The sequence below is a fragment of the Xylanibacter rarus genome, from assembly GCF_001275135.1.
Taxonomy (GTDB): domain Bacteria; phylum Bacteroidota; class Bacteroidia; order Bacteroidales; family Bacteroidaceae; genus Prevotella; species Prevotella rara.
On the sequence record NZ_LFQU01000002.1, the window covers coordinates 41,479 to 60,281 of the forward strand.

Consider the following 18,803-nt stretch of genomic DNA (forward strand, 5'->3'; position numbering starts at 1 on the left):
CTTTGTGGCCTGAAATCGAAGCAACATCCTATAAATGAAAAAAATACTCATAACGGGCGCAAGCGGATTCATAGGCAGCTTCATTGTCGAGGAGGCGCTGAAAAGAGGATTCGAGACATGGGCAGCCGTAAGGAAAAGCAGCTCAAGGAAGTATCTAAACGACAGCAGAATACATTTTATAGAGCTCGACCTGGGCAACCTGGACAAGCTGGAGAAGCAGCTAAGCGGACAGCAGTTTGACTATGTTGTGCATGCGGCAGGCGTAACAAAATGCCTGCACAGCAGCGACTTCTTCAAGGTGAACACCGAAGGCACGGCCAACCTGGCGCTGGCGCTGCGCAGACAGAACACGGGGCTGAGGCGCTTTGTCTATCTGAGCAGTCTGAGTGTGATGGGTCCGGCGCGCGAGCAGGAGCCTCACACCGAGATAACGGCAGCCGACAAGGCATGCCCCGACACGGCCTACGGCAAGAGCAAGCTGGAGAGCGAGCAAAGGCTCGAGGCCATAAAGGGATTTCCGTTTATAGTGCTGCGCCCCACGGGCGTCTACGGCCCGCGCGAGAAAGACTACTTCATGATGGCGCAGAGCATAAGTAGGCATGTTGACTTCGCTGTAGGCTACAGACCTCAGCATCTTACGTTCATATATGTAATGGACGTGGTGCAGGCCGTATTCCTTGCCCTCGACCACGGCACCGTAGGTTCAAGATACTTCATAAGCGACGGCCGCGTGTACTCGTCGCGCACGTTCAGCGACCTGATAAGCAACGAGCTGGGCAATCCCTGGCTGCTGCGCATAAAGGCGCCGCTGTGGCTGCTGCGCATAATATCCTTTGCCGGCGAATGGACAGCCCGCATTACGGGCAAGATATCGGCACTGAACAACGACAAGTATAACATAATGAAACAGCGCAACTGGATGTGCGACATCAAGCCGGCAGAGAACGAGCTCGGCTACAAGCCGCAATACGACCTGAAGCGCGGCGTGGCGGCAACAATAAAATGGTATAAAGACAACGGATGGCTGTAAAGGAAATTATAAGGATAATTGGATAGATGAGAATAATGGGACTAATGAGAAAATAAAATTAATGAGACTGATGAGAGAAATGGGGCGCATGGCTCACATAAGTCCTATAAGTCTCATCAGCCCCACATCCCCAATCTCTCCCCATCTCTCCCATCCCCTCTTCCACCACTAACAATCTCTTAAAATGATAAAATTCATCAAGCAGCTTTTCACAATAGAGAAGCAACCCAAGAAGGGGCTGTTTGCCCTCGAGTGGGTGGTGCTGGCATATCTCGTGCTCACACTGCTCATAGTGTTCTTCACATACACCAAGGCGGCCAACCCCGACGCCATGATATGGGGGCGCATACGCATTGCCGTCATCACGGTGGCGCTGTGGGGCGTCTACCGCATGCTGCCGTGCCGGCTTACACGACTGGCACGCGTGGTGGTGCAGATGGCGCTGCTGGGCTGGTGGTATCCCGACACCTACGAAATCAACCGCATGCTGCCCAATCTCGACCACGTGTTTGCCCAATGGGAGCAGGACATGTTCGGCTGCCAGCCGGCCCTGCTGTTCTGCAAGGCCATGCCGTGGCCCGTGGTGAGCGAGCTTATGGACATGGGCTATGCCTCCTACTATCCGATGATAGCGCTCGTGGTGCTCTATTACTTCGCCTTCCGCTACCACGAGTTCGAACGTGCCTCGTTCGTGGTGCTCACGGCCTTTTTCATCTATTATGTGGTGTTCGTTCTCGTGCCCGTAACAGGCCCTACGTTCTACTACAAGGCTGCCGGACTGACCAATATAGCCAACGGCGTGTTCCCCAACGTTCACGACTATTTCAACTATTATCAGGACTGTCTGCCCAGTCCCGGATACAAAGACGGCATATTCTATCACTTTGTTGAAGACGCCAAGGCGGCCGGCGAAAGGCCCACGGCAGCCTTCCCGAGCAGCCATGTGGGCATAAGCACCGTGCTGATGCTGCTTACATGGCACAGCGGCAACCGCCGCCTGCTCTACGTCCTGCTGCCATTCTACGTCCTGCTGTGCCTCGCCACGGTCTACATACAGGCCCATTATGCCATAGACGCACTGGCCGGACTGGTGAGCGGCGCGCTGCTCTACGTGGCGCTCATGGCTGTTTCAAGAAAGATGGTGACAAGACAATAAGACTGTCAGGGCAGGCATACCGCAGTAAAAGCGATATGTCTGCCCTGTTTTTTTAACTGCCGGAAAACTTCTTTAACTAACATAACTTCGGCAACTTGCATAAAATAACTATTTTTGCAACCGTGACAAGACTTAGAATATTCATAACGGCTCTGATGGCACTGATGCTCGCGGCCACGGCTACGGCACAGGACAAGAAAGGCGACAATCCCGAGGACAACGAGGTTGACATGGACAACCCTACGTTTGTGCCTATGGTCAAGGTGGGCAAGGTGCTTATTGACGGCGACAGCATACAGTATGTTGAGCTAAACAACGTGTATGTATACCCGCAGCCGGTGTTCAAGAACGCCAAGCAACGCGCCGCCTACAACCGTCTGGTGTATAACGTAAAGAAGGTGCTGCCCATAGCCAAGGAGGTGAACAGGGTTATCATCGAGACTTACGAATATCTGCAGACGCTGCCCAACAAGAAGGCGCGCGACGAGCACATGAAGCGCGTAGAGGAAGACATCAAGAAGAGATACACGCCAAGAATGAAAAAGCTGTCGTACTCGCAGGGCAAGCTGCTCATAAAGCTAGTCTACCGCGAGTGCAACTCATCGGCCTACGACCTTATACGCTCGTTCATCAGCCCCATAAGGGCAGGCTTCTATCAGGCCTTCGCCTGGGCTTTCGGCGCCAGTCTGACAAAGAAATATGACCCTGAAAAAACCGACCGCCTGACAGAGCGCGTAGTGCTGATGGTTGAGTCGGGGCAGCTGTAATTAAGAATGCGACTAATGGGAAAAATGAGACTTATAAAATTAATTGGAATAACGGGAGCTATGGGACTTATGAGATTAATATGACTCATGGCTCTTATAAGTCCCATCTCTCCCATTATCCTCATCCCCACAATAAAATAGGCACAGCCGCATGGCCGTGCCTATTTTATTATTATATTACTGTCTTATGGTTTCTCTGAATAAAGCACCTGAATAACCGTCTGGCCTACGGCCTGAAGAGTGTTCTTGTCGATATATTCCATCGTGTCGTTGATTGTGTGCCATGTAGGACCGAAGCTGCTCTGCTGGCAGTCGGGATAATATGGAACGATGTCTATCGTAGGAATCTTTGCCACATCATTCACAGGCACATGGTCGTCGGTAACCATCACGCCGTCTGTCGACGGGAAATAGCTGCCAAAGCCCACTGCCTCTGCCGCAGCCCAAACCTTGTCGACAATGCCCTGGGCATACTGCTTTGACAATCCTTCCTGAGAGAACTTCGAGCCTTGGCCTCCTACCATGTCGAGCAGGATGCCGAAACGTGCCTCATATCCCGGCTTATGCGGATTGGCAGCCCAATGCTGTGCACCCAAAGCCCACGAGTCGCCATTGTCGGGAACTGTGCTCCAGCGCGGCACGCCGCGGTCTTCAGCGTCAAAGCACACAAAGTCGATGCCAAGATTAAGCTTCGTAGTGTCGCTTGCCAGCAGACGTGCAATCTCGAGCATCACAGCAACACCGCTGGCACCGTCGTTGGCACCCATCACAGGCTTGCGCCAGTTGGCCGAGTCAGGGTCGTTGTCGGCCCACGGACGGCTGTCCCAGTGGGCACATAACAGGATGCGGGTGGTAAGCTCCGGACGGTAGCTCGCCACGATGTTGGTACATTTGAGCGGAGTGCCGTCGAAACCGGTGAGCGTAACGTTCTGTGGTATCACCGTAAGGCCATACTGACGGAACTTGCCCATAATCCACTCGCCGCACTTGTCGTGCGCCTCGCTGTTCATCGTGCGCGGTCCGAAATCACACTGAGCCTTGCAGTAAGCATAGGCCGAATCGGCATTAAACGAAGGACCAACCGGCTGCTGCGCAGCCATATCGGCATCAGAAGCCGCCTTCTTGTTGCCTCCGCAAGACGCCATAAGCATAAAAGCAGATAACAATAAAGAATATTTTAAAACATTCATCATATATATTTTTAATTAAAAAGAGACAGTTTCATATTTAGAAACCTTAAGGTTAAAACCTTCCTTCTTCGCCATACGTCTAACTTGCTCCATTGACCTCTGATAAGTTCTCAGCAGCTTGCCTTCTGATGTCACTACCCTAAAATCACCGGGTGTTTCAGCACTTGCTTTATGGCGCACACCATCCTTATAAGTTTCTTTTGCCTTCGACTCCCATTTGTCATACATTGTCTGATAATAGCTTCTGCTCTTTCCTGAAGGAACGTTGCCGTCTACAGCCTCATCGCCACCGGCAGCAGAAGAAGCACCTCCACCCTTGATATCGTTGACCATAGTGGCAACGGTGAGGCCAGCCTGCGCAAAATTCTCTGCAGCAGCAAACAACTGTTCACGCATTATTCTGTTCTGTTCCTTGTTTGAAGCACGAAACGAAGCTATATCGGCATTTGCTGTCTGTGAATTCTTAAAGGCAGAAAACTTTCCTTCGCTCCAGCGTCCTACCTCCCATACATCAGGTGCATAGAAAATCATGCCTATACCCTGGCGCACACCGTCCTTCATAGAGCCATAAACAATCTCGCCGCTCTCGCTTAATGTAAGTCCGAAGCCGTCTTGGCTGTCGCCCGACATCTCTCCGAGATAAAGGTTATTGTCTATATCCTTAATAACAAACGAACGGTTTTTACTGTCGGCAGAAGACTTTTCAGAAGGCTTATCATTCACAAACTTACCGTTATAAACCACTTTTCCGGATGCATCATAACAAACTCCGCGGCCGCTTTTCTTTCCTTCGCGCCAGTTGCCCACATAGACATAAGCACCATCAACATTAGATATCTCCTTTTTCAGTGAGATAAGCATGCCACGACCGGAAATCTCATTCTCGACAAAATCGCCTACATAGACGGCTCCATTTTTATAACGTTCAATGCCAAAGCCGTTTTTACGCTTGCCATTGTAGTTATACTGGCCCATATAATCTTCTTTGTTATTTTGGCCAAAGAGGATGTCTGAAATTTCCTGAGCATTGGCCGCAGCACACATACTAAACAGCAGGGCTGCAATAACAAATAATCTACTTGCCATTATAGACAAAGTCTTCGTTCTTTGTATACTTATCATCCTTCAGCGCCTTTTTAAGAAGTTTAGCACCATCCTTCTCGTCAAGATTTTCAATATAGAAATTACGCTTTAATGAAGCGTTTACAATCACATAATATGTCTCGCCGTCCTCTAGATTCAGATTCATTTCCGCATGATAAGTTCCGCGGGCAGAAGGACAGTCAACGGCTACTACATAACTGTCGGGATTATTGAAGACAACCTTACGCATAACCTTGTTATACATCGTAGCCCCGCCCATGCCACTTACGGCTTTTCCTTCGGGAATCAGAGAGAAGGCTTCCTTTCCGTTAAGAGTGAACTTATATTCGCTGTTCCAGAACTTGAAGTCAATAAAGAAATAGACCGTACTTTCAGCCTTAACGTTTTGCACAGCAGCAAGAATCAATACAAATATCAATGCTGCTTTTTTAATAAATGTCTTCATAGCCTTTTGATATTTTGTGGTCTCCAGTCCCTAAAGACCGTTTAATATAAATGGAAGAAGTGTGGCACTGATATGCGAACCCCAAGCTGCCGCCATGCGGCTGTTGGTTCGGCATAACACTTCTTTTTTATAAACACTCTCTTATTTGCTCTGCACCTGAGCCATGACCCTGAGCCAGTTGCCGCCCCAGATGCGGGCGATGTCGCGCTCGCTGTACCTGCGACGCAGAAGATGCAGGGTGAAGTTGATAAGCTCTGACGAGTCTGCCAGGCCTCTTATGCCTCCGTCGCCGTCGAAGTCGGTGCCAAGTCCTACGTGCTCTATGCCCATAATGCTGATGGCATGCTCAAGATGAGCTATGGCATCCATGACCGTAGCCTCCTGGCTGTCGTTGCGCAGAAAGCCGTGATAGAGCGTGATGTGGGCCACTCCGCCATGCTTGGCAAGAGCCCTGAGCTGGTCGTCGGTAAGGTTGCGCGGCACGTCGCACAACGCCTTGCAGTTGCTGTGGCTGCACACGATGGGCTTACTGCTTATGCTAAGCGCGTCGTAGAAACTCTTTTCGCCGGCATGACTGAGGTCTACCATTATGCCGCAGCGGTTCATCTCCTTAATGACCTGCTCGCCAAAGCGGCTCACTCCGCCATGAGTGTTGCAGCCGCGGGCACTGTCGCAGATGTCGTTGTCACCGTTGTGACAGAGCGTGATGTAGACAACGCCGCGCCTTGCGAAATATCTTACGTTGGATATGTCGTGGTTAAGCGCCAGTCCGTTCTCTATGCCGAGCATTATGGAGCGGCGCCCCTTGCGCTTGTCTTCATACAGGTCGGAAGGCGTGCGCGCTATGCTCAGGTAGCGGTTGTTGGCGTTTACTATCTCCTCTATCTTGTCGAAGATAAGGTCGGCATACTGAAGCGGCCCGTCAACCTTAAATGCCACCTTCGACGAGAAGGTCTCGCCGAGCTTGGGCTGTGGCAGATATGCCGCCATGATGACAGCGTCCTGATGTCCTTCGGCCATCTTGTGCATGTCGACGAGAATGCGCGGGTCGCGCTGGTCGAAGTGTATGCCCTGCGGAAAGAACATCGGCGTGTCGCAATGGGTGTCGAGCGTAAGCATACGGCGGTGAAGGTCTTTGGCCGTATAGAAGTCGCGTGCGCGGTCTACAATCCATCTGAACAGCACCTGTCCGCTCTCGCCGAGCCACTCGGGATGCCACTGCACGCCGATAAACGGCTTGAACTCGCTGCTCTCTATGGCCTCGATCACGCCGTCGGGTGCCTTTGCGCTGACGCTGAAGCGCCTGCCTGAAGCCCTTACGGCCTGATGGTGTATGGAGTTGACGGCAAGCGTCTCCGTCTTATACAACGAATAGAGCACCGACTCGCGGCTTATCCTCACCGTATGGGTGGGCTCGCTCCGGTCGGCGTCCTGGCTGTGCTTTATCAGGCTGTGGCCTGCTGCCGCGGCTGCGCGGCCTGCCCCGTGTGCGGCGGCAAAGCTCTCGGCTATGTCCTGGTCAACCTCGCCGTCGAGGGCCGTAACAAGCGTCTGTATGCCACGGCATATTCCGAGCATAGGTATCTGGCGGTTGTATGCCAGCCTTACGGTCAGCAGCTCGGCCTTGTCGCGCATGTGGTTGATGCCGTGCAGGCGCGGCGAAGGCTCCTCGCCGGCCCACAGCGGATTGATGTCGCCGCCTCCGGTGAGCACCAGTCCGTCTATCTTGTCGAGCGTGTTGATTATCACGTCCTTGTCGGCAACGGGCGGAATTATCACCGGTGTGCCTCCGGCTCTCACCACGGACATGTAATACTGCTCGCACAGACGCGCGTCGCCGTCGGCAAAATTGCCTGTGAGGCCAATCACCGGCTGGCGAGTGGCCTCAGGATAACGGGCGTATATGTCGTCGAGACTGCTCTGAATATCAAACGATTTCATTGCTCCAGCCTCACACTATCTGCTTTCTCCCTGCGGAACGGGCACTTCTCTCTTGATGCTCTGCTCTAAAGAAATAAGGGTTTCGGTTGCAACTACGCCGGGGATGCCCTGCATCTGGTTGTTAAGCAGGTCCATGAGCTGTTCGTTGTCGCGTGCGTAGAGCTTTACGAGCATGGTGTAAGGACCAGTGGTGAAGTGGCACTCAACGATTTCGGGTATGTGGTCAAGGCGCTCAACTACCGACTTATACATGTTTCCGCGCTCAAGCGTTATGCCCACGTATGTGCATGTTGTGTAGCCAAGACTTTTGGGATTTACGTCGAATCCGCTGCCTGTGATGACGCCACCCTCGATAAGATGCTGTACACGCTGATGTATGGCTGCGCGCGATACGCCGCACTCTGCTGCTACATCCTTAAACGGAATTCTGGCATTCTTTGACAGAATGCTCAAAATCTTTTTATCAAGACTATCAATCTTTTCCATTTTATAATGTTATTAGTTTTATTTTTTAAGTTATATTCTCTTTTGGTTTCCAGTATGTTTGATGCGAGCAAATTTACATATTAAAAATGAGTTATACAACATTTTGACATAAAAAATAGCGCATTTTATGCAGAATGAAATAAAAAAAGGGAGACCTTGGCTGGTCTCCCATGCTTTTTTATGACAAATGAACACTATTTCTTTGTCTTGGCTGTTTTCTTTGCGGCAGTCTTCGCTGCTGTCTTCTTGCTGTCAGCACCCTTTGCGGCAGCCTCGGCCTCGGGCTTCTTAGCCTTCTCTACCGAAACCATCTCGACGGTGAATATCAGCGTGCTGTAAGGATTGATGGCTCCTGCCTTGCGGTCGCCGTAGGCCAGATTCTGCGGTATGTACAGTTCCCACTTGCTGCCAACGGGCATCATTGTGAGGGCCTCTGTCCATCCCTTGATAACCTGGTTGGGGCGGAACTTGGCTGTTTCGCCGGGACGCTTGTAGCTGCTGTCGAACACAGTGCCGTCTATCAGTCGTCCTTCATACTTCACGGTTACTTCGTCGTCAACTGAAGGAATCTCTCCGTTGCCCTTTACGAGCACCTTATACTGAAGTCCGCTGGGAAGCGTAACCACGCCTTCCTTGGTCTTGTTGGCAGCCAGGAAGTCTTCGCCGGCCTTGCGTGTTGCCTCGTTGCGCGCGTCGACAGCCTGCTTGAAGGCCTTGTCGAAATAGTCTTTTGCAGCAGAGTCTGTCATCAGCGTGTAGTCTTTCTTCAGCGCGCTGACAAATCCCTTGTTGAAGAGTGCCTCGCTGATAGAGTCGCTCTGGCCCTTGAACTCGTCCTTCAGGAAGGGCAGCATGCGCTGGCTTACCATCAGGGCTATCTGCTCTCCGGCGAAGTATGCCTTTGTCTTTTCGTCGATGCCCCTTGCCACGGCGTCTTCATATCCCTTGATGAAGTCGGCCATGTAGGCTGTGTCAACGCCGAAGCCCTGCTTAAGGTAGGGCACAAGGCCGTCGGTGCGCACCATGCCGGCTGAATAGCTGAGCGAGTCAGACTTGGTTATCAGACTAATCTTTGCAGGCTCCTCTACGGCCTTCTTGTCTTTCTTCTTCTTTGCGGCAGCGTCTGCCGTATTGAAAGAAGCACTCACCAGAATGGCGAGTGCTGCTAAAATTATTTTCTTCATTTAATTATTTGTTACCTAAACTGATAAGTTCTATTTTGAAGATAAGCACAGAGAAAGGCTTGATGTCTTTCTGCTCACGGTCGCCATAAGCGAGGTTCTGAGGTATTACAACCTCCCAAACGCTTCCGGCAGGCATGTGTGTCAGGGCTGTGGTCCATCCCGGGATTACCTGGTTGGCGCGCAGCGTTACAGGCTCCTTACGCTCGTAAGAGCTGTCGAACACCTTGCCGTCGATTGTCTTTCCTTCGTAGTGAACTTTTACGGTAGATGTATCTGTAGGCATCTCGCCCTTGCCTTCCTTGATAACTCTGTAGAGCACGCCGCCCTCGAGCTTCTTCACTCCGGCCTTCTTGGCATAGTCAGCAAGATATTTCTCGCCAGCCTTCTTGTTGGCGCCATACTGCTCCTCGATGGCCTTGCTTCTGATGGCCTGCATCTTGAGCTGAGCCACGCGCTGAGCCTGCTCAACGGTCATGAGTCCGTTCTTGCCGGTTGTACCGCTGATGAAGCCTGCCATGAAGTTCTTCAGAGATATAGTCTTTGTTGAGTCGCTGCCGAAGAGTTCGTGGTTGATGCCCTTAACCATCTGGTTAGATATCTGCTGGCCGATCTGTATACCTGCGTAGTAAGCGGCCTTCTTCTTGTCGTCGCCTGCGTTGGCTCCTTCGTTAAGTCCCTTGAAGAACTCGTCCATGTATGCTGTGTCTACTCCGAGTCCTCTTACCAGATAGTCCTTCAGACCCTGTGTCTGTGCCATACCTATGGCATAGCTCACTGTGTCGACATCGTTTTTCAGGTCTGCCTTAGGTGTTGAATTGCCGCAAGAAACCAATGATGCGGCTGCTACAGCCCAAACGGCTGCGAATGTAAGCTTTTTCATCTTTGTTTTTATTCGTTATTGTTTTATTTATTCTTTACTTTAACGGCTCCTGCCGCCATGCCGGGCTGCCCGCTTAGAGCACCTCGAGCAGCTCAACGTCGAATATCAGCGCTGCGTATGGAGGTATTGAAGCTCCTGCGCCGCCCTCGCCGTAGCCGAGGATGTAGGGAATGAAGAAGCGGTACTTGGCGCCTTCCTGCATCAGCTGCAAGCCTTCTGTCCATCCTGCTATAACCTGGTTGAGGGGGAACACTGCCGGCTCGCCGCGCTGTATGCTGCTGTCGAACACTGTGCCGTCGATGAGGAATCCCTCATAGTGGCACTTCACCTGGTCGGTAGCCTTCGGCTTCTTGCCGTTGCCTTCCTTCAGCACCATATATTGCAGTCCGCTGGGAAGCGTAACCACGCCTTCTTTCTTGGCGTTCTCGGCCAGATATTTCTCGCCTTCAGCCTTGGCAACCTTTCCTTTCTCGGCGCGCTCGGCGTTGAGTTTCTCTTCCTGCTTGCGGAAGTAATCCTGTACTATTGTTTGCGCTTCACGGTTAGATACCTTGAGCTCGTTGCCCGCGATAACGTCCTTGATCGCCGCAGCGAAATCATCAATATTCAGCTCTGACGCACCCATCTGTGCCAGCTGGCGGCCGATGCCCAATCCTAAAGCGTAACTTACTTTATCCATTTTCTTTGTCTATTTGTTTATGATTACTACCTTAATAAAATCGTGCAAAGGTAGCATTTTTATCTGATTACGGAATTATTATTGAAGAAAAATCACTAATTTTGTGCATTGTTAATAGTCTTTTGGCCGGGCGGCGGCGCGCTGATGTGCCAACTGCAGGTGCCAGCCGCATCAAGCCGCACCAAGAACGGCGGCTAGTCGGCCCGGGAAAGGACTGCCGGATAACCTTTTAACTATAGAAAAGTGATGAAGAAAATTGTTGTTCTTACTGGTGCCGGAATGTCGGTTGAGAGCGGGCTGAGCACGTTCAGGGACGCCGACGGACTGTGGGAGAACTATCCCGTGGCGCGCGTGGCCACACATGAGGCATGGGAGACCGACCCCGTGTATGTAAATAACTTCTACAACATGCTGCGCAAGAAGCTGCAGGCTGCCAGGCCAAACGAGGGACACAGGCTCGTGGCGGCGCTCGAAGAGAAGTATGACGTAACGGTGGTTACGCAGAACGTGGACAACCTGCACGAGGAGGCAGGCAGCTCGAAGGTGATACATCTGCACGGCGAGCTGATGAAGGTGTGCTCGAGCCGCGACGTAGACAACCCCCACTTCATCAAGACGCTCACGCCCGACTGCCTTGAGGTGAAGCCCGGCGAGAAGGCCGGCGACGGCTCGCTGCTGCGCCCCTACATAGTGTTCTTCGGCGAGGCGGTGCCCAACATCGAGAAGGCGGCCGAAGAGGCCATGGGCGCCGACATCTTCGTAATCATAGGCACGTCGCTCAACGTCTATCCGGCGGCAGGCCTCGTGCAGTATGTCAAGCCCGGCGTGCCCATATATCTCATCGACCCCAAGCCCGTGATGGCTGCCGGACGCCACGACGTGAAGCAGATAACGGCAGGAGCATCTGAAGGCATGCGCCAGCTGTCGGACATACTCATGAAGTGATGCCTGAGGCAAGGCGCCGTGTCTGTCAAGGGCAATCATATCGACAGATGTAACACATTGTATTACAGATAGTTACATACGTCCGTGCAAAACATGGCTTTTTAGGCTCTAAAAGGCCACGTTTTAGCGTGCAAAAGGCCACCTTTCGCAGTGTGAAAGGTGGCCTTTTGCAAACCTGCCCCGCAACGGCTGGCGGCAGAAGTGCCCGAAACCATGCGGAACTATTGCAAACAAAAACTAAACAAAAAGCATTTTTTGCTATGTTGTTGTCATATTTTAATTAAATTTGCAGCTGCAAACATCAGCGGACCTTGGCGCCGCCTGCACCTCACGCGCTCACAGGGCGCATGGCCGGGGCCGGCGCCGGGCTGAATCGTATATGAAAATTAACAACTACAAAAGTCTTATGAACATTTCAAAACTAACGCTGTGCGCACTCATGCTGCTCGCCGTTGGCACGGCCGCAAAGGCACAGATGTCGGCCCACGACTACAACAGTCCGGTGGGCTGGGGCACTGTCGGCGGCACCATAACGGGCGGAAACGACGAGGGTGCCATCAAGGTGACCACCATGAGCGAGCTGAAAACGGCGCTCGTAGGCACCTACAAGCACACTATCTACATCGAGGGAGAGATTGACATAACAGGCCTTGTAAGCATGGAGAACGTGCAGAACAAGACCATCTACGGACTGCCGGGCTCGGCCCTGGTAAACAGCATCCACTCTACCGACGTCAAGAAGAGCGGCATACTGTCGTTCAAGAACAGCAAGAACATAATAATACGCAACGTAACGTTCAAGAGTGCGGGCGCCTTCGACATCGACGGCAACGACAACCTTAACCTTACAAACTGCAGCTACGTGTGGGTTGACCACTGCGACTTTCAGGACGGAGTGGACGGCAACTTCGACTGCAACAACGGCTCCGACCATATCAGCATATCATGGTGCCGCTTCCGCTATCTGAAAGAGCCTTGGGAGGGAGGCTCAGGCGGATCAGACGACCACCGCTACAGCAACCTCTGGGGCGGAAGCGACAGCGAGACAGCAAGCGAGGGCAAGCTGCGCACCACATTCTACAGCTGCTGGTGGGACGAGGGATGCCGCGAGCGCATGCCCCGCATACGCTTCGGACAGGTGCATCTGCTCAACTGCCTCTACTCGTCGTCGCTCACCAACTACTGCATCGGAACAGGCTACAAGTGCAACGCATACGTTGAAAAGTGCGTGTTCGACGACGTTAAGAACCCCTGGAAGAACTACGCCACAAGCGGAAAATACACCGACTACAACATAACGCTGACCGGAAACATCGGCGCCGAAGACGAACAGAAGCGCTCGGGCAGCATAGAATACTTCATACCTTCTGACCACTATCAGCTCGAAGGCTACGACGCAAGCCTCGTAAAAGACGAGGTGAAGGCATACGCCGGAGCCACTCTCAACGTTGAATACGGCCAGGGCGTAACCACATCAATAGCCAACCCGGGCGCAGCCGCAGCCGAGACGCTGTCGGTAACCTACTTCTCGCCGTCGGGCATGCAGCTGTCGCAGCCGCAGAAGGGCCTCAACATCGTAGTCAGAAAGATGGCCGACGGTACCGTGGCAACGTCTAAAGTGATGATAAAATAAACCTTAAAAAACAATAAAGCACAATGGAAAACGAAATTAAAGACAACATCAAGTTGCCCGAAAACGCCTTCACCGAGTTGAAGGAGGGCGAAGAATACCAGCCCGTGATGAGCCCCGACAAGGCTTATCCCGAAGTCAACGGCTGGTCGGTTACATGGGGTGTGCTCATGGCCATACTCTTCTCGGCCGCTGCCGCATACCTTGGCCTGCGCGTAGGCCAGGTGTTCGAGGCCGCCATACCTATAGCCATCATTGCCGTGGGCGTGTCTACGGCAGCCAAGCGCCGCAACCCCCTGGGCGAGAACGTCATCATACAGAGCATCGGAGCGTGCTCAGGAGCCGTGGTGGCAGGTGCCATATTCACCCTGCCCGCCCTCTACATCCTCAAGGACAAGTATCCTGAGATGAGCGCCTCGTTCATCAACATCCTGCTCAGCTCGCTGCTGGGAGGCATCCTGGGCATACTGTTCCTCATACCGTTCCGCAAATACTTTGTTAAGGACATGCACGGCAAGTATCCCTTCCCCGAGGCTACGGCCACCACACAGGTGCTCGTCAGCGGAGCCAAGGGCGGCAAGCAGGCCAAGCCGCTGCTGCTCGCCGGACTGGTGGGCGGTCTCTACGACTTCATCGTGGCAACGTTCGGATGGTGGAACGAGAACTTCACCACACGCGTGTTCGGCTGGGGCGAGATGCTCGCCGACAAGGCCAAGCTCGTGTTTAAGGTAAACACCGGAGCCGCCCTGCTTGGTCTCGGCTACATCGTAGGCCTCAAGTATGCCTTCATCATCTGCCTCGGCTCGCTGGCAGTGTGGTGGCTCATCGTGCCCGCCATGGCGCTGATGTTCCCCGACACGGTGCTCAACCAGTGGGATCCGTCAATAAGCACCGCCGTAGGAGCCATGGCGCCTGAAGACATCTTCAACGCTTACGGCAAGTATATCGGCATCGGCGGCATAGCCATGGCCGGCATCATAGGCATCATCAAGTCGTGGGGCATCATCAAGCAGGCCGTAGGCCTTGCCGCAAAGGAGATGAAGGGCAACAAGACTGCTGCCGAGAAGCTGCCCCGCACACAGCGCGACATCCCCTTCAAGATTATCGCCATAGGCTCGATAGCCACGATAATAATCACCTTCATTTTCTTCTGGGCCGGCGTAATGGAGGGCAACCTGCTCTTCGCCGTTGTGGGCATACTGCTCGTTGCCGTAATAGCCTTCCTCTTCACCACGGTGGCTGCCAACGCCATTGCCATCGTAGGATCTAACCCTGTGTCGGGCATGACGCTCATGACGCTCATCCTTGCCTCTGTGGTTATGGTGGCAGTAGGCCTTAAAGGCACTGGCGGCATGGTGGCTGCGCTCATCATGGGCGGCGTGGTATGTACGGCGCTGTCGGTTGCAGGCTCGTTCATCACCGACCTTAAGATAGGCTACTGGCTCGGCTCTACACCACGCAAGCAGGAGACATGGAAGTTCCTCGGCACTCTGGTTTCAGCTGCAACCGTCGGCGGAGTTATGATTCTGCTCGACAAGACCTACGGATTTGCCAGCGGACAGCTTGCCGCTCCTCAGGCCAACGCCATGGCGGCTGTCATCGATCCGCTCATGAACGGCATCGACGCACCGTGGGTTCTCTATGCCATTGGAGCCGTCATAGCCATCGTGCTGACATGGCTCAAGGTGCCTGCACTGGCCTTCGCCCTCGGTATGTTTATCCCAATACAGCTCAACATACCGCTGCTCATCGGCGGAGCCATCAACTGGTATGTTACAACACGCTCTAAGAACGAGGAAGTAAACAGGGAGCGCGGCGAGAAAGGAACGCTCATTGCCAGCGGATTCATTGCCGGAGGAGCGCTCATGGGCGTTGTAAGCGCACTGCTACGCTTTGCCGAAGTTGACGTGCTCAACACCGAATGGCTGGCCAACCCGCTGTCTGAGATATGCTCGCTCGTGGCTTATGCCCTGCTCATCGTTTATCTGATAAAGAGCACCAAGAAGGCTTAAAGCCTGGCTGAAGCACGATTTAAAGAAACAAAATGAGGCCTGCAACAGGGCCATGACATATAAATCCGGACTTATGCAACATCGTAAAGATGCATAAGTCCGGATTTTTTGTTGCCCGCCGCAGCGTCATCCGGCGCGCAGACTGCCACAGGCATAAGACCGCATACAGCGCGGCCTCAACCCGTAAGGCTGTCTGAACGGAAATAAAGTGAAGATAACGGCAAATAAAAGGGACGGCTAACGATGACGCGCAAGACAGAGAATACCGAACGGAAGACGGATTAAGACAAGATGGAAGGTGTATTAAGACAAAATGGTATTCAGATTAAGGCAGAATTAAATACGGATTAAGGCAGAATAAGACGAACTTAAAAGACAGGCAGGAACAATAAAAAAGCAGGACTGCGGCTGCCGTCCTGCTGTGTATTTGTCATTGCTTGAACTCTCTGTAAGGATGATTCAGGTCGAGATAATGGAAGTTGTGCTGGCGCTGGGCGCTGTGTTTTGGTATGGTCATGTAGTCGCCATACTTGTTAGACAGATATGTGTCATAGTCGCTAACGCCCATCACCTTGGTGTCTTCAAAGGTGTATGGCACAGGCGTTCCCAGTATCTTCTTGTCCATTGCGCCCTTTGAGCCGTCGTCGTAGTCGGCCACAAGGCGGCACTTGTCGTAGCTGTAGCGGTGGAGCAGACGGCTGATGCGCTGCTGAACTCCTGCAAGCGTATACATGCGGCGGCACAGCAGGGGCACCCACGAGCTTGGTCCGTGGCCGTGCTTGTAGGGGTCGCGGAAGAGCAGATATAGCACTCGCTTGTAATATTCGTAGCGTGCGAAGTGGAGCTTGCGCGCCACTGCGCCCTCGGGCACTCCGTCGATGGGGAACACGTCGAGGTAAATGCCGCCCAGATACTTAAGGTGCATGCGCTCTATGAGCGTGGTGTCGGCATCCTGAATCTTGGCAAACGGCAGCGGATAGACGCCGTCGTTCTCGGCGCAGACCATCTCATAGGGCTTAGGCAGCCACTCTGCGGCATGCTCAATGAGGCGGTCGTAGTCAGGGCGGGGCATGGCAATGTCGAGATCGTCGTCCCAAGGTATGAAGCCCTTGTGCCTCACCGCCCCTATCATTGTGCCTGCCCAGATGTAGTAGCGCAGGTTGTGCTCGCGGCAGACGTTGTCTACAGCCTTTAGCGTTTCGAGTATTCTGAGCTGCAGCTCACGTATGTTGTATTCAGCCATAACAGCTTTTTGTTTTATGTATGATGATTATCGGCCTTCTGACGGCATGTGTCAGAACAGCTCACGGGGTATCAGTTGTGAAGCCTGATTAAAGTCTTCAACGGTGTCGAGCTCTATCGAGAAGAGGTCTGAGGTGTCCACCACGCTGAACTTGTGGCCCTGCGGGATGAGTCGCTCGAAGGCTCTCTCGTAGAATATGTCCACAAGATGCTCGCCCTCAATCATGCGGTCGAGCTCGCTGAACAGTGCCTCTGAATAGTCGGCGCATATCTTCTCTATGCCGATAGACTCGCCTATGGCCTTGTCTATGCTGCATGTCTTGCTTATCTCGCTCACCTTTCCGTCTTCGTCGGTTATCACCTTAATCTCCTCCTCGCCCAGCTTGTGGCTGTTGAGCGCAAGGGTTGTGTCGGGCGCTGCAAGCACACGCTCCACTATGCGGCCGTCGAAGAGGATGTCGCTGTCGAGCAGCATAAACTCGCGTCCGGCAACATAGGGCTTTGTGAGCCACAGAGAATATATGTTGTTGGTGGTCTTGAAGTCGGCGTTCTCAATGAAGTGGAAGTCGATATCGGGATAGTTGCCCTCGAGAAACAGGCGTATCATGCCTCCGCGATAGCCCGTAACCACCACTATCTGCCTTATTCCGGCAGCCACAAGACTGTCTACCGTGCGCTGCAGTATGCACTTGCTGCCCACACGCAGCAGGCACTTCGGGCGGTCGTCTGTGAGCGGACGCAGCCGCGACGCCATTCCGGCGGCTAATATTACGGCTATCATCGCTTTGCAACTTTTAGTATTATGTCGGCCACCATGCGGTTCTGCTCCCTGCGTCCGAGGGTTATTCGCATGTGCGAGTTGATGTCAGGCTCGTCCATAAACTTCACCTTATAGCTCTGTCCGGCAAATTCCTGCTGCAGGGCGGCCTTCAGTTCGATAGGATATTTAATGAGGATGAAGTTTGCCATCGACTTATACACCTTGAATCCGGGCAGCGAGCCTATCTCGTCGGTGTACATGCGGCGCGCCTCGTCCATCACGCGGGCTATCTCGCGGTAGTGAGCGTCCGACTTAAGGGCGGCAATGCCGATCTCCTCCGACAGGCGGTCGTATCCCAGATACTTGTTGGCATAGCGGCTGAAGCGCTCCATCGTCTCGCCCTTGCCTATGAACCCGAAGCCAAGGCGCAGGCCCGGCAGTCCGTAGAACTTAGACAGCGTGCGGCAGAATATTATGTTGGGATATTTTGCTATGAGGTTTCTTATGTAAGATATGTCTTCGGTTACATACGACGCATAGGCCTCGTCGACGAGCACAACGGTAGTGGCAGGCACCATGCCCACCAGCTGCTCGAGCTCATCGGGCGTTAGTCCGTTGCCCGTAGGATTGTTGGGCGACGCCACGAGCAGTATCTTCGGGTTCTCCTCAGCTATCATGCGGCGCAGCCCGTCGAAGTCGTATGCAAACGAGTCTTCGGTCTCATACACAGGATATTGCAGCGTGCGGCCGTCAACCTCGTCGGCTATCGACTTGTAATACCACCACGAAAACTTGGGTATCAGCATGGTCTTGTTGCCGTCGCTGCCCGTAAGGAAGTAGTGAACGGCCATCTTCAGCAGGTCCTCTGCGCCGTAGCCCAGCACAATCTGCTTCTCGTCGATGCTGTATTGTTCTGAAAGGAATACCGAGAATATGCTCTTCTTCCCCTGATCATAGATACGTGTGTAAAAACAGAGCTTGTTAAGATCAAAATTCTTAATTGCGTCCTTTACCTCTTGAGAAGGCTCGAAATTAAATTCGTTCCTGTCAAGATAATTTAATTCTGTTTTCATATATATTTATATTTGATTGCAAAGGTAAATATATTTTATATAAAATTCTAATTTTAGCGCTAATTATTTGTCTTTCAGGAGTGTTTTATGGCGGTCGGTCTTAATTATAGACCATATCATCGGTTATAACGGCATAAACAGCAGATCTGCGGGCACGGCAGAGCGACACGCGAAGAGGCGTTTTGCGAAAGCATACCTTTCGCCTTGCAAAAGGTATGCTTTCGGCACGTAAAAGGCCGTCTTTTAACGTGTAAAAGACGGTCTTTTGCAATACGTTGA

The 18,803-nt window shown here is 52.7% G+C and carries 17 protein-coding genes; 6 read left to right on the forward strand and 11 right to left on the reverse strand.

All coding sequences use genetic code 11. The features are described from left to right. The first annotated feature begins 34 nt into the window (after window positions 1-34). The 3 genes from ACU52_RS01915 to ACU52_RS01925 all read left to right on the forward strand — a co-directional run bounded on the left by ACU52_RS01915 (window position 35) and on the right by ACU52_RS01925 (window position 2,953). Window positions 35-1,030 carry an NAD-dependent epimerase/dehydratase family protein gene (locus ACU52_RS01915; RefSeq protein WP_053397544.1) on the forward strand — a complete coding sequence of 332 codons (996 nt, stop codon included), beginning with the start codon at window positions 35-37 and terminating at the stop codon, window positions 1,028-1,030. Window positions 1,031-1,214: 184 nt separating this feature from the next. Next, window positions 1,215-2,186, forward strand: coding sequence for a phosphatase PAP2 family protein (locus ACU52_RS01920; protein ID WP_053397545.1), 972 nt, complete (start codon window positions 1,215-1,217; stop codon window positions 2,184-2,186). 155 nt (window positions 2,187-2,341) lie between these two features. Beyond that, entirely contained in the window at window positions 2,342-2,953 is a 612-nt protein-coding gene (locus tag ACU52_RS01925; protein WP_053397664.1) for a DUF4294 domain-containing protein, read from the forward strand. 185 nt (window positions 2,954-3,138) lie between these two features. Here the strand turns inward: ACU52_RS01925 and ACU52_RS01930 are convergent, their stop codons facing one another. The 8 genes from ACU52_RS01930 to ACU52_RS01965 form a co-directional block, all read right to left on the reverse strand. Next, window positions 3,139-4,098 carry a M28 family peptidase gene (locus ACU52_RS01930; RefSeq protein WP_239684856.1) on the reverse strand — a complete coding sequence of 320 codons (960 nt, stop codon included), beginning with the start codon at window positions 4,096-4,098 and terminating at the stop codon, window positions 3,139-3,141. A 60-nt stretch (window positions 4,099-4,158) separates the two neighbouring features. Further along, window positions 4,159-5,229: an MORN repeat-containing protein gene (locus ACU52_RS01935; protein ID WP_162207738.1), complete on the reverse strand. Its 1,071-nt coding sequence runs from the start codon at window positions 5,227-5,229 to the stop codon at window positions 4,159-4,161. Then, window positions 5,219-5,692 carry a hypothetical protein gene (locus ACU52_RS01940; RefSeq protein WP_021854472.1) on the reverse strand — a complete coding sequence of 158 codons (474 nt, stop codon included), beginning with the start codon at window positions 5,690-5,692 and terminating at the stop codon, window positions 5,219-5,221. Before ACU52_RS01940 ends, ACU52_RS01935 begins: the two co-directional genes overlap by 11 nt. 141 nt (window positions 5,693-5,833) lie before the next feature. Continuing rightward, entirely contained in the window at window positions 5,834-7,633 is a 1,800-nt protein-coding gene (locus ACU52_RS01945) for a membrane dipeptidase (protein WP_053397547.1), read from the reverse strand. A 15-nt stretch (window positions 7,634-7,648) separates the two neighbouring features. Continuing rightward, window positions 7,649-8,119 (reverse strand): Lrp/AsnC family transcriptional regulator, encoded by a 471-nt coding sequence (locus ACU52_RS01950; RefSeq protein WP_021854474.1) that lies wholly within the window; start codon window positions 8,117-8,119, stop codon window positions 7,649-7,651. Between the two features lie 194 nt (window positions 8,120-8,313). Continuing rightward, window positions 8,314-9,303 carry a BamJ family beta-barrel-assembly machinery protein gene (locus tag ACU52_RS01955; protein WP_053397548.1) on the reverse strand — a complete coding sequence of 330 codons (990 nt, stop codon included), beginning with the start codon at window positions 9,301-9,303 and terminating at the stop codon, window positions 8,314-8,316. 4 nt (window positions 9,304-9,307) lie between these two features. Continuing rightward, on the reverse strand, window positions 9,308-10,183 hold the full coding sequence (locus ACU52_RS01960) for a BamJ family beta-barrel-assembly machinery protein (protein ID WP_021854476.1): 876 nt from the start codon (window positions 10,181-10,183) through the stop codon (window positions 9,308-9,310). Window positions 10,184-10,256: 73 nt separating this feature from the next. Next, window positions 10,257-10,862 carry a BamJ family beta-barrel-assembly machinery protein gene (locus ACU52_RS01965; protein ID WP_021854477.1) on the reverse strand — a complete coding sequence of 202 codons (606 nt, stop codon included), beginning with the start codon at window positions 10,860-10,862 and terminating at the stop codon, window positions 10,257-10,259. Window positions 10,863-11,108: 246 nt separating this feature from the next. Here ACU52_RS01965 and ACU52_RS01970 point away from each other — a divergent pair, with 246 nt between their 5' ends. The 3 genes from ACU52_RS01970 (at window position 11,109) to ACU52_RS01980 (ending at window position 15,449) form a co-directional block, all read left to right on the forward strand. Then, window positions 11,109-11,807 (forward strand): SIR2 family NAD-dependent protein deacylase, encoded by a 699-nt coding sequence (locus ACU52_RS01970; protein WP_053397549.1) that lies wholly within the window; start codon window positions 11,109-11,111, stop codon window positions 11,805-11,807. Between the two features lie 406 nt (window positions 11,808-12,213). After that, entirely contained in the window at window positions 12,214-13,440 is a 1,227-nt protein-coding gene (locus tag ACU52_RS01975) for a pectate lyase family protein (RefSeq protein WP_162207739.1), read from the forward strand. Window positions 13,441-13,463: 23 nt separating this feature from the next. Continuing rightward, a complete protein-coding gene (locus tag ACU52_RS01980) occupies window positions 13,464-15,449 on the forward strand; it encodes an OPT family oligopeptide transporter (protein WP_053397551.1) in 1,986 nt (661 codons plus the stop codon). 430 nt (window positions 15,450-15,879) lie between these two features. Here the strand turns inward: ACU52_RS01980 and ACU52_RS01985 are convergent, their stop codons facing one another. The 3 genes from ACU52_RS01985 to ACU52_RS01995 are packed head-to-tail and all read right to left on the reverse strand — an operon-like array spanning window position 15,880 to window position 18,524. Next, complete coding sequence (locus ACU52_RS01985; protein ID WP_053397552.1) at window positions 15,880-16,692, reverse strand: LicD family protein; 813 nt, start codon at window positions 16,690-16,692, stop codon at window positions 15,880-15,882. Between the two features lie 51 nt (window positions 16,693-16,743). Then, window positions 16,744-17,472, reverse strand: a complete 729-nt coding sequence (locus tag ACU52_RS01990) for a phosphocholine cytidylyltransferase family protein (RefSeq protein WP_053397553.1) — start codon at window positions 17,470-17,472, stop codon at window positions 16,744-16,746. Then, window positions 17,469-18,524: a pyridoxal phosphate-dependent aminotransferase gene (locus ACU52_RS01995; RefSeq protein ID WP_053397554.1), complete on the reverse strand. Its 1,056-nt coding sequence runs from the start codon at window positions 18,522-18,524 to the stop codon at window positions 17,469-17,471. Before ACU52_RS01995 ends, ACU52_RS01990 begins: the two co-directional genes overlap by 4 nt. Window positions 18,525-18,803: the final 279 nt, after the last annotated feature.

Coding starts and splice junctions, on each gene's coding strand:
- ACU52_RS01945 (WP_053397547.1), bottom strand. CDS start 7,633: ATGAAATCGTTTGATATTCAGAGCAGTCTCGACGACATATACGCCCGT.
- ACU52_RS01985 (WP_053397552.1), bottom strand. CDS start 16,692: ATGGCTGAATACAACATACGTGAGCTGCAGCTCAGAATACTCGAAACG.
- ACU52_RS01955 (WP_053397548.1), bottom strand. CDS start 9,303: ATGAAGAAAATAATTTTAGCAGCACTCGCCATTCTGGTGAGTGCTTCT.
- ACU52_RS01940 (WP_021854472.1), bottom strand. CDS start 5,692: ATGAAGACATTTATTAAAAAAGCAGCATTGATATTTGTATTGATTCTT.
- ACU52_RS01935 (WP_162207738.1), bottom strand. CDS start 5,229: ATGGCAAGTAGATTATTTGTTATTGCAGCCCTGCTGTTTAGTATGTGT.
- ACU52_RS01995 (WP_053397554.1), bottom strand. CDS start 18,524: ATGAAAACAGAATTAAATTATCTTGACAGGAACGAATTTAATTTCGAG.
- ACU52_RS01965 (WP_021854477.1), bottom strand. CDS start 10,862: ATGGATAAAGTAAGTTACGCTTTAGGATTGGGCATCGGCCGCCAGCTG.
- ACU52_RS01930 (WP_239684856.1), bottom strand. CDS start 4,098: ATGGCGTCTTGCGGAGGCAACAAGAAGGCGGCTTCTGATGCCGATATG.
- ACU52_RS01915 (WP_053397544.1), top strand. CDS start 35: ATGAAAAAAATACTCATAACGGGCGCAAGCGGATTCATAGGCAGCTTC.
- ACU52_RS01970 (WP_053397549.1), top strand. CDS start 11,109: ATGAAGAAAATTGTTGTTCTTACTGGTGCCGGAATGTCGGTTGAGAGC.
- ACU52_RS01975 (WP_162207739.1), top strand. CDS start 12,214: ATGAACATTTCAAAACTAACGCTGTGCGCACTCATGCTGCTCGCCGTT.
- ACU52_RS01920 (WP_053397545.1), top strand. CDS start 1,215: ATGATAAAATTCATCAAGCAGCTTTTCACAATAGAGAAGCAACCCAAG.
- ACU52_RS01925 (WP_053397664.1), top strand. CDS start 2,342: ATGGCACTGATGCTCGCGGCCACGGCTACGGCACAGGACAAGAAAGGC.
- ACU52_RS01960 (WP_021854476.1), bottom strand. CDS start 10,183: ATGAAAAAGCTTACATTCGCAGCCGTTTGGGCTGTAGCAGCCGCATCA.
- ACU52_RS01990 (WP_053397553.1), bottom strand. CDS start 17,472: ATGATAGCCGTAATATTAGCCGCCGGAATGGCGTCGCGGCTGCGTCCG.
- ACU52_RS01980 (WP_053397551.1), top strand. CDS start 13,464: ATGGAAAACGAAATTAAAGACAACATCAAGTTGCCCGAAAACGCCTTC.
- ACU52_RS01950 (WP_021854474.1), bottom strand. CDS start 8,119: ATGGAAAAGATTGATAGTCTTGATAAAAAGATTTTGAGCATTCTGTCA.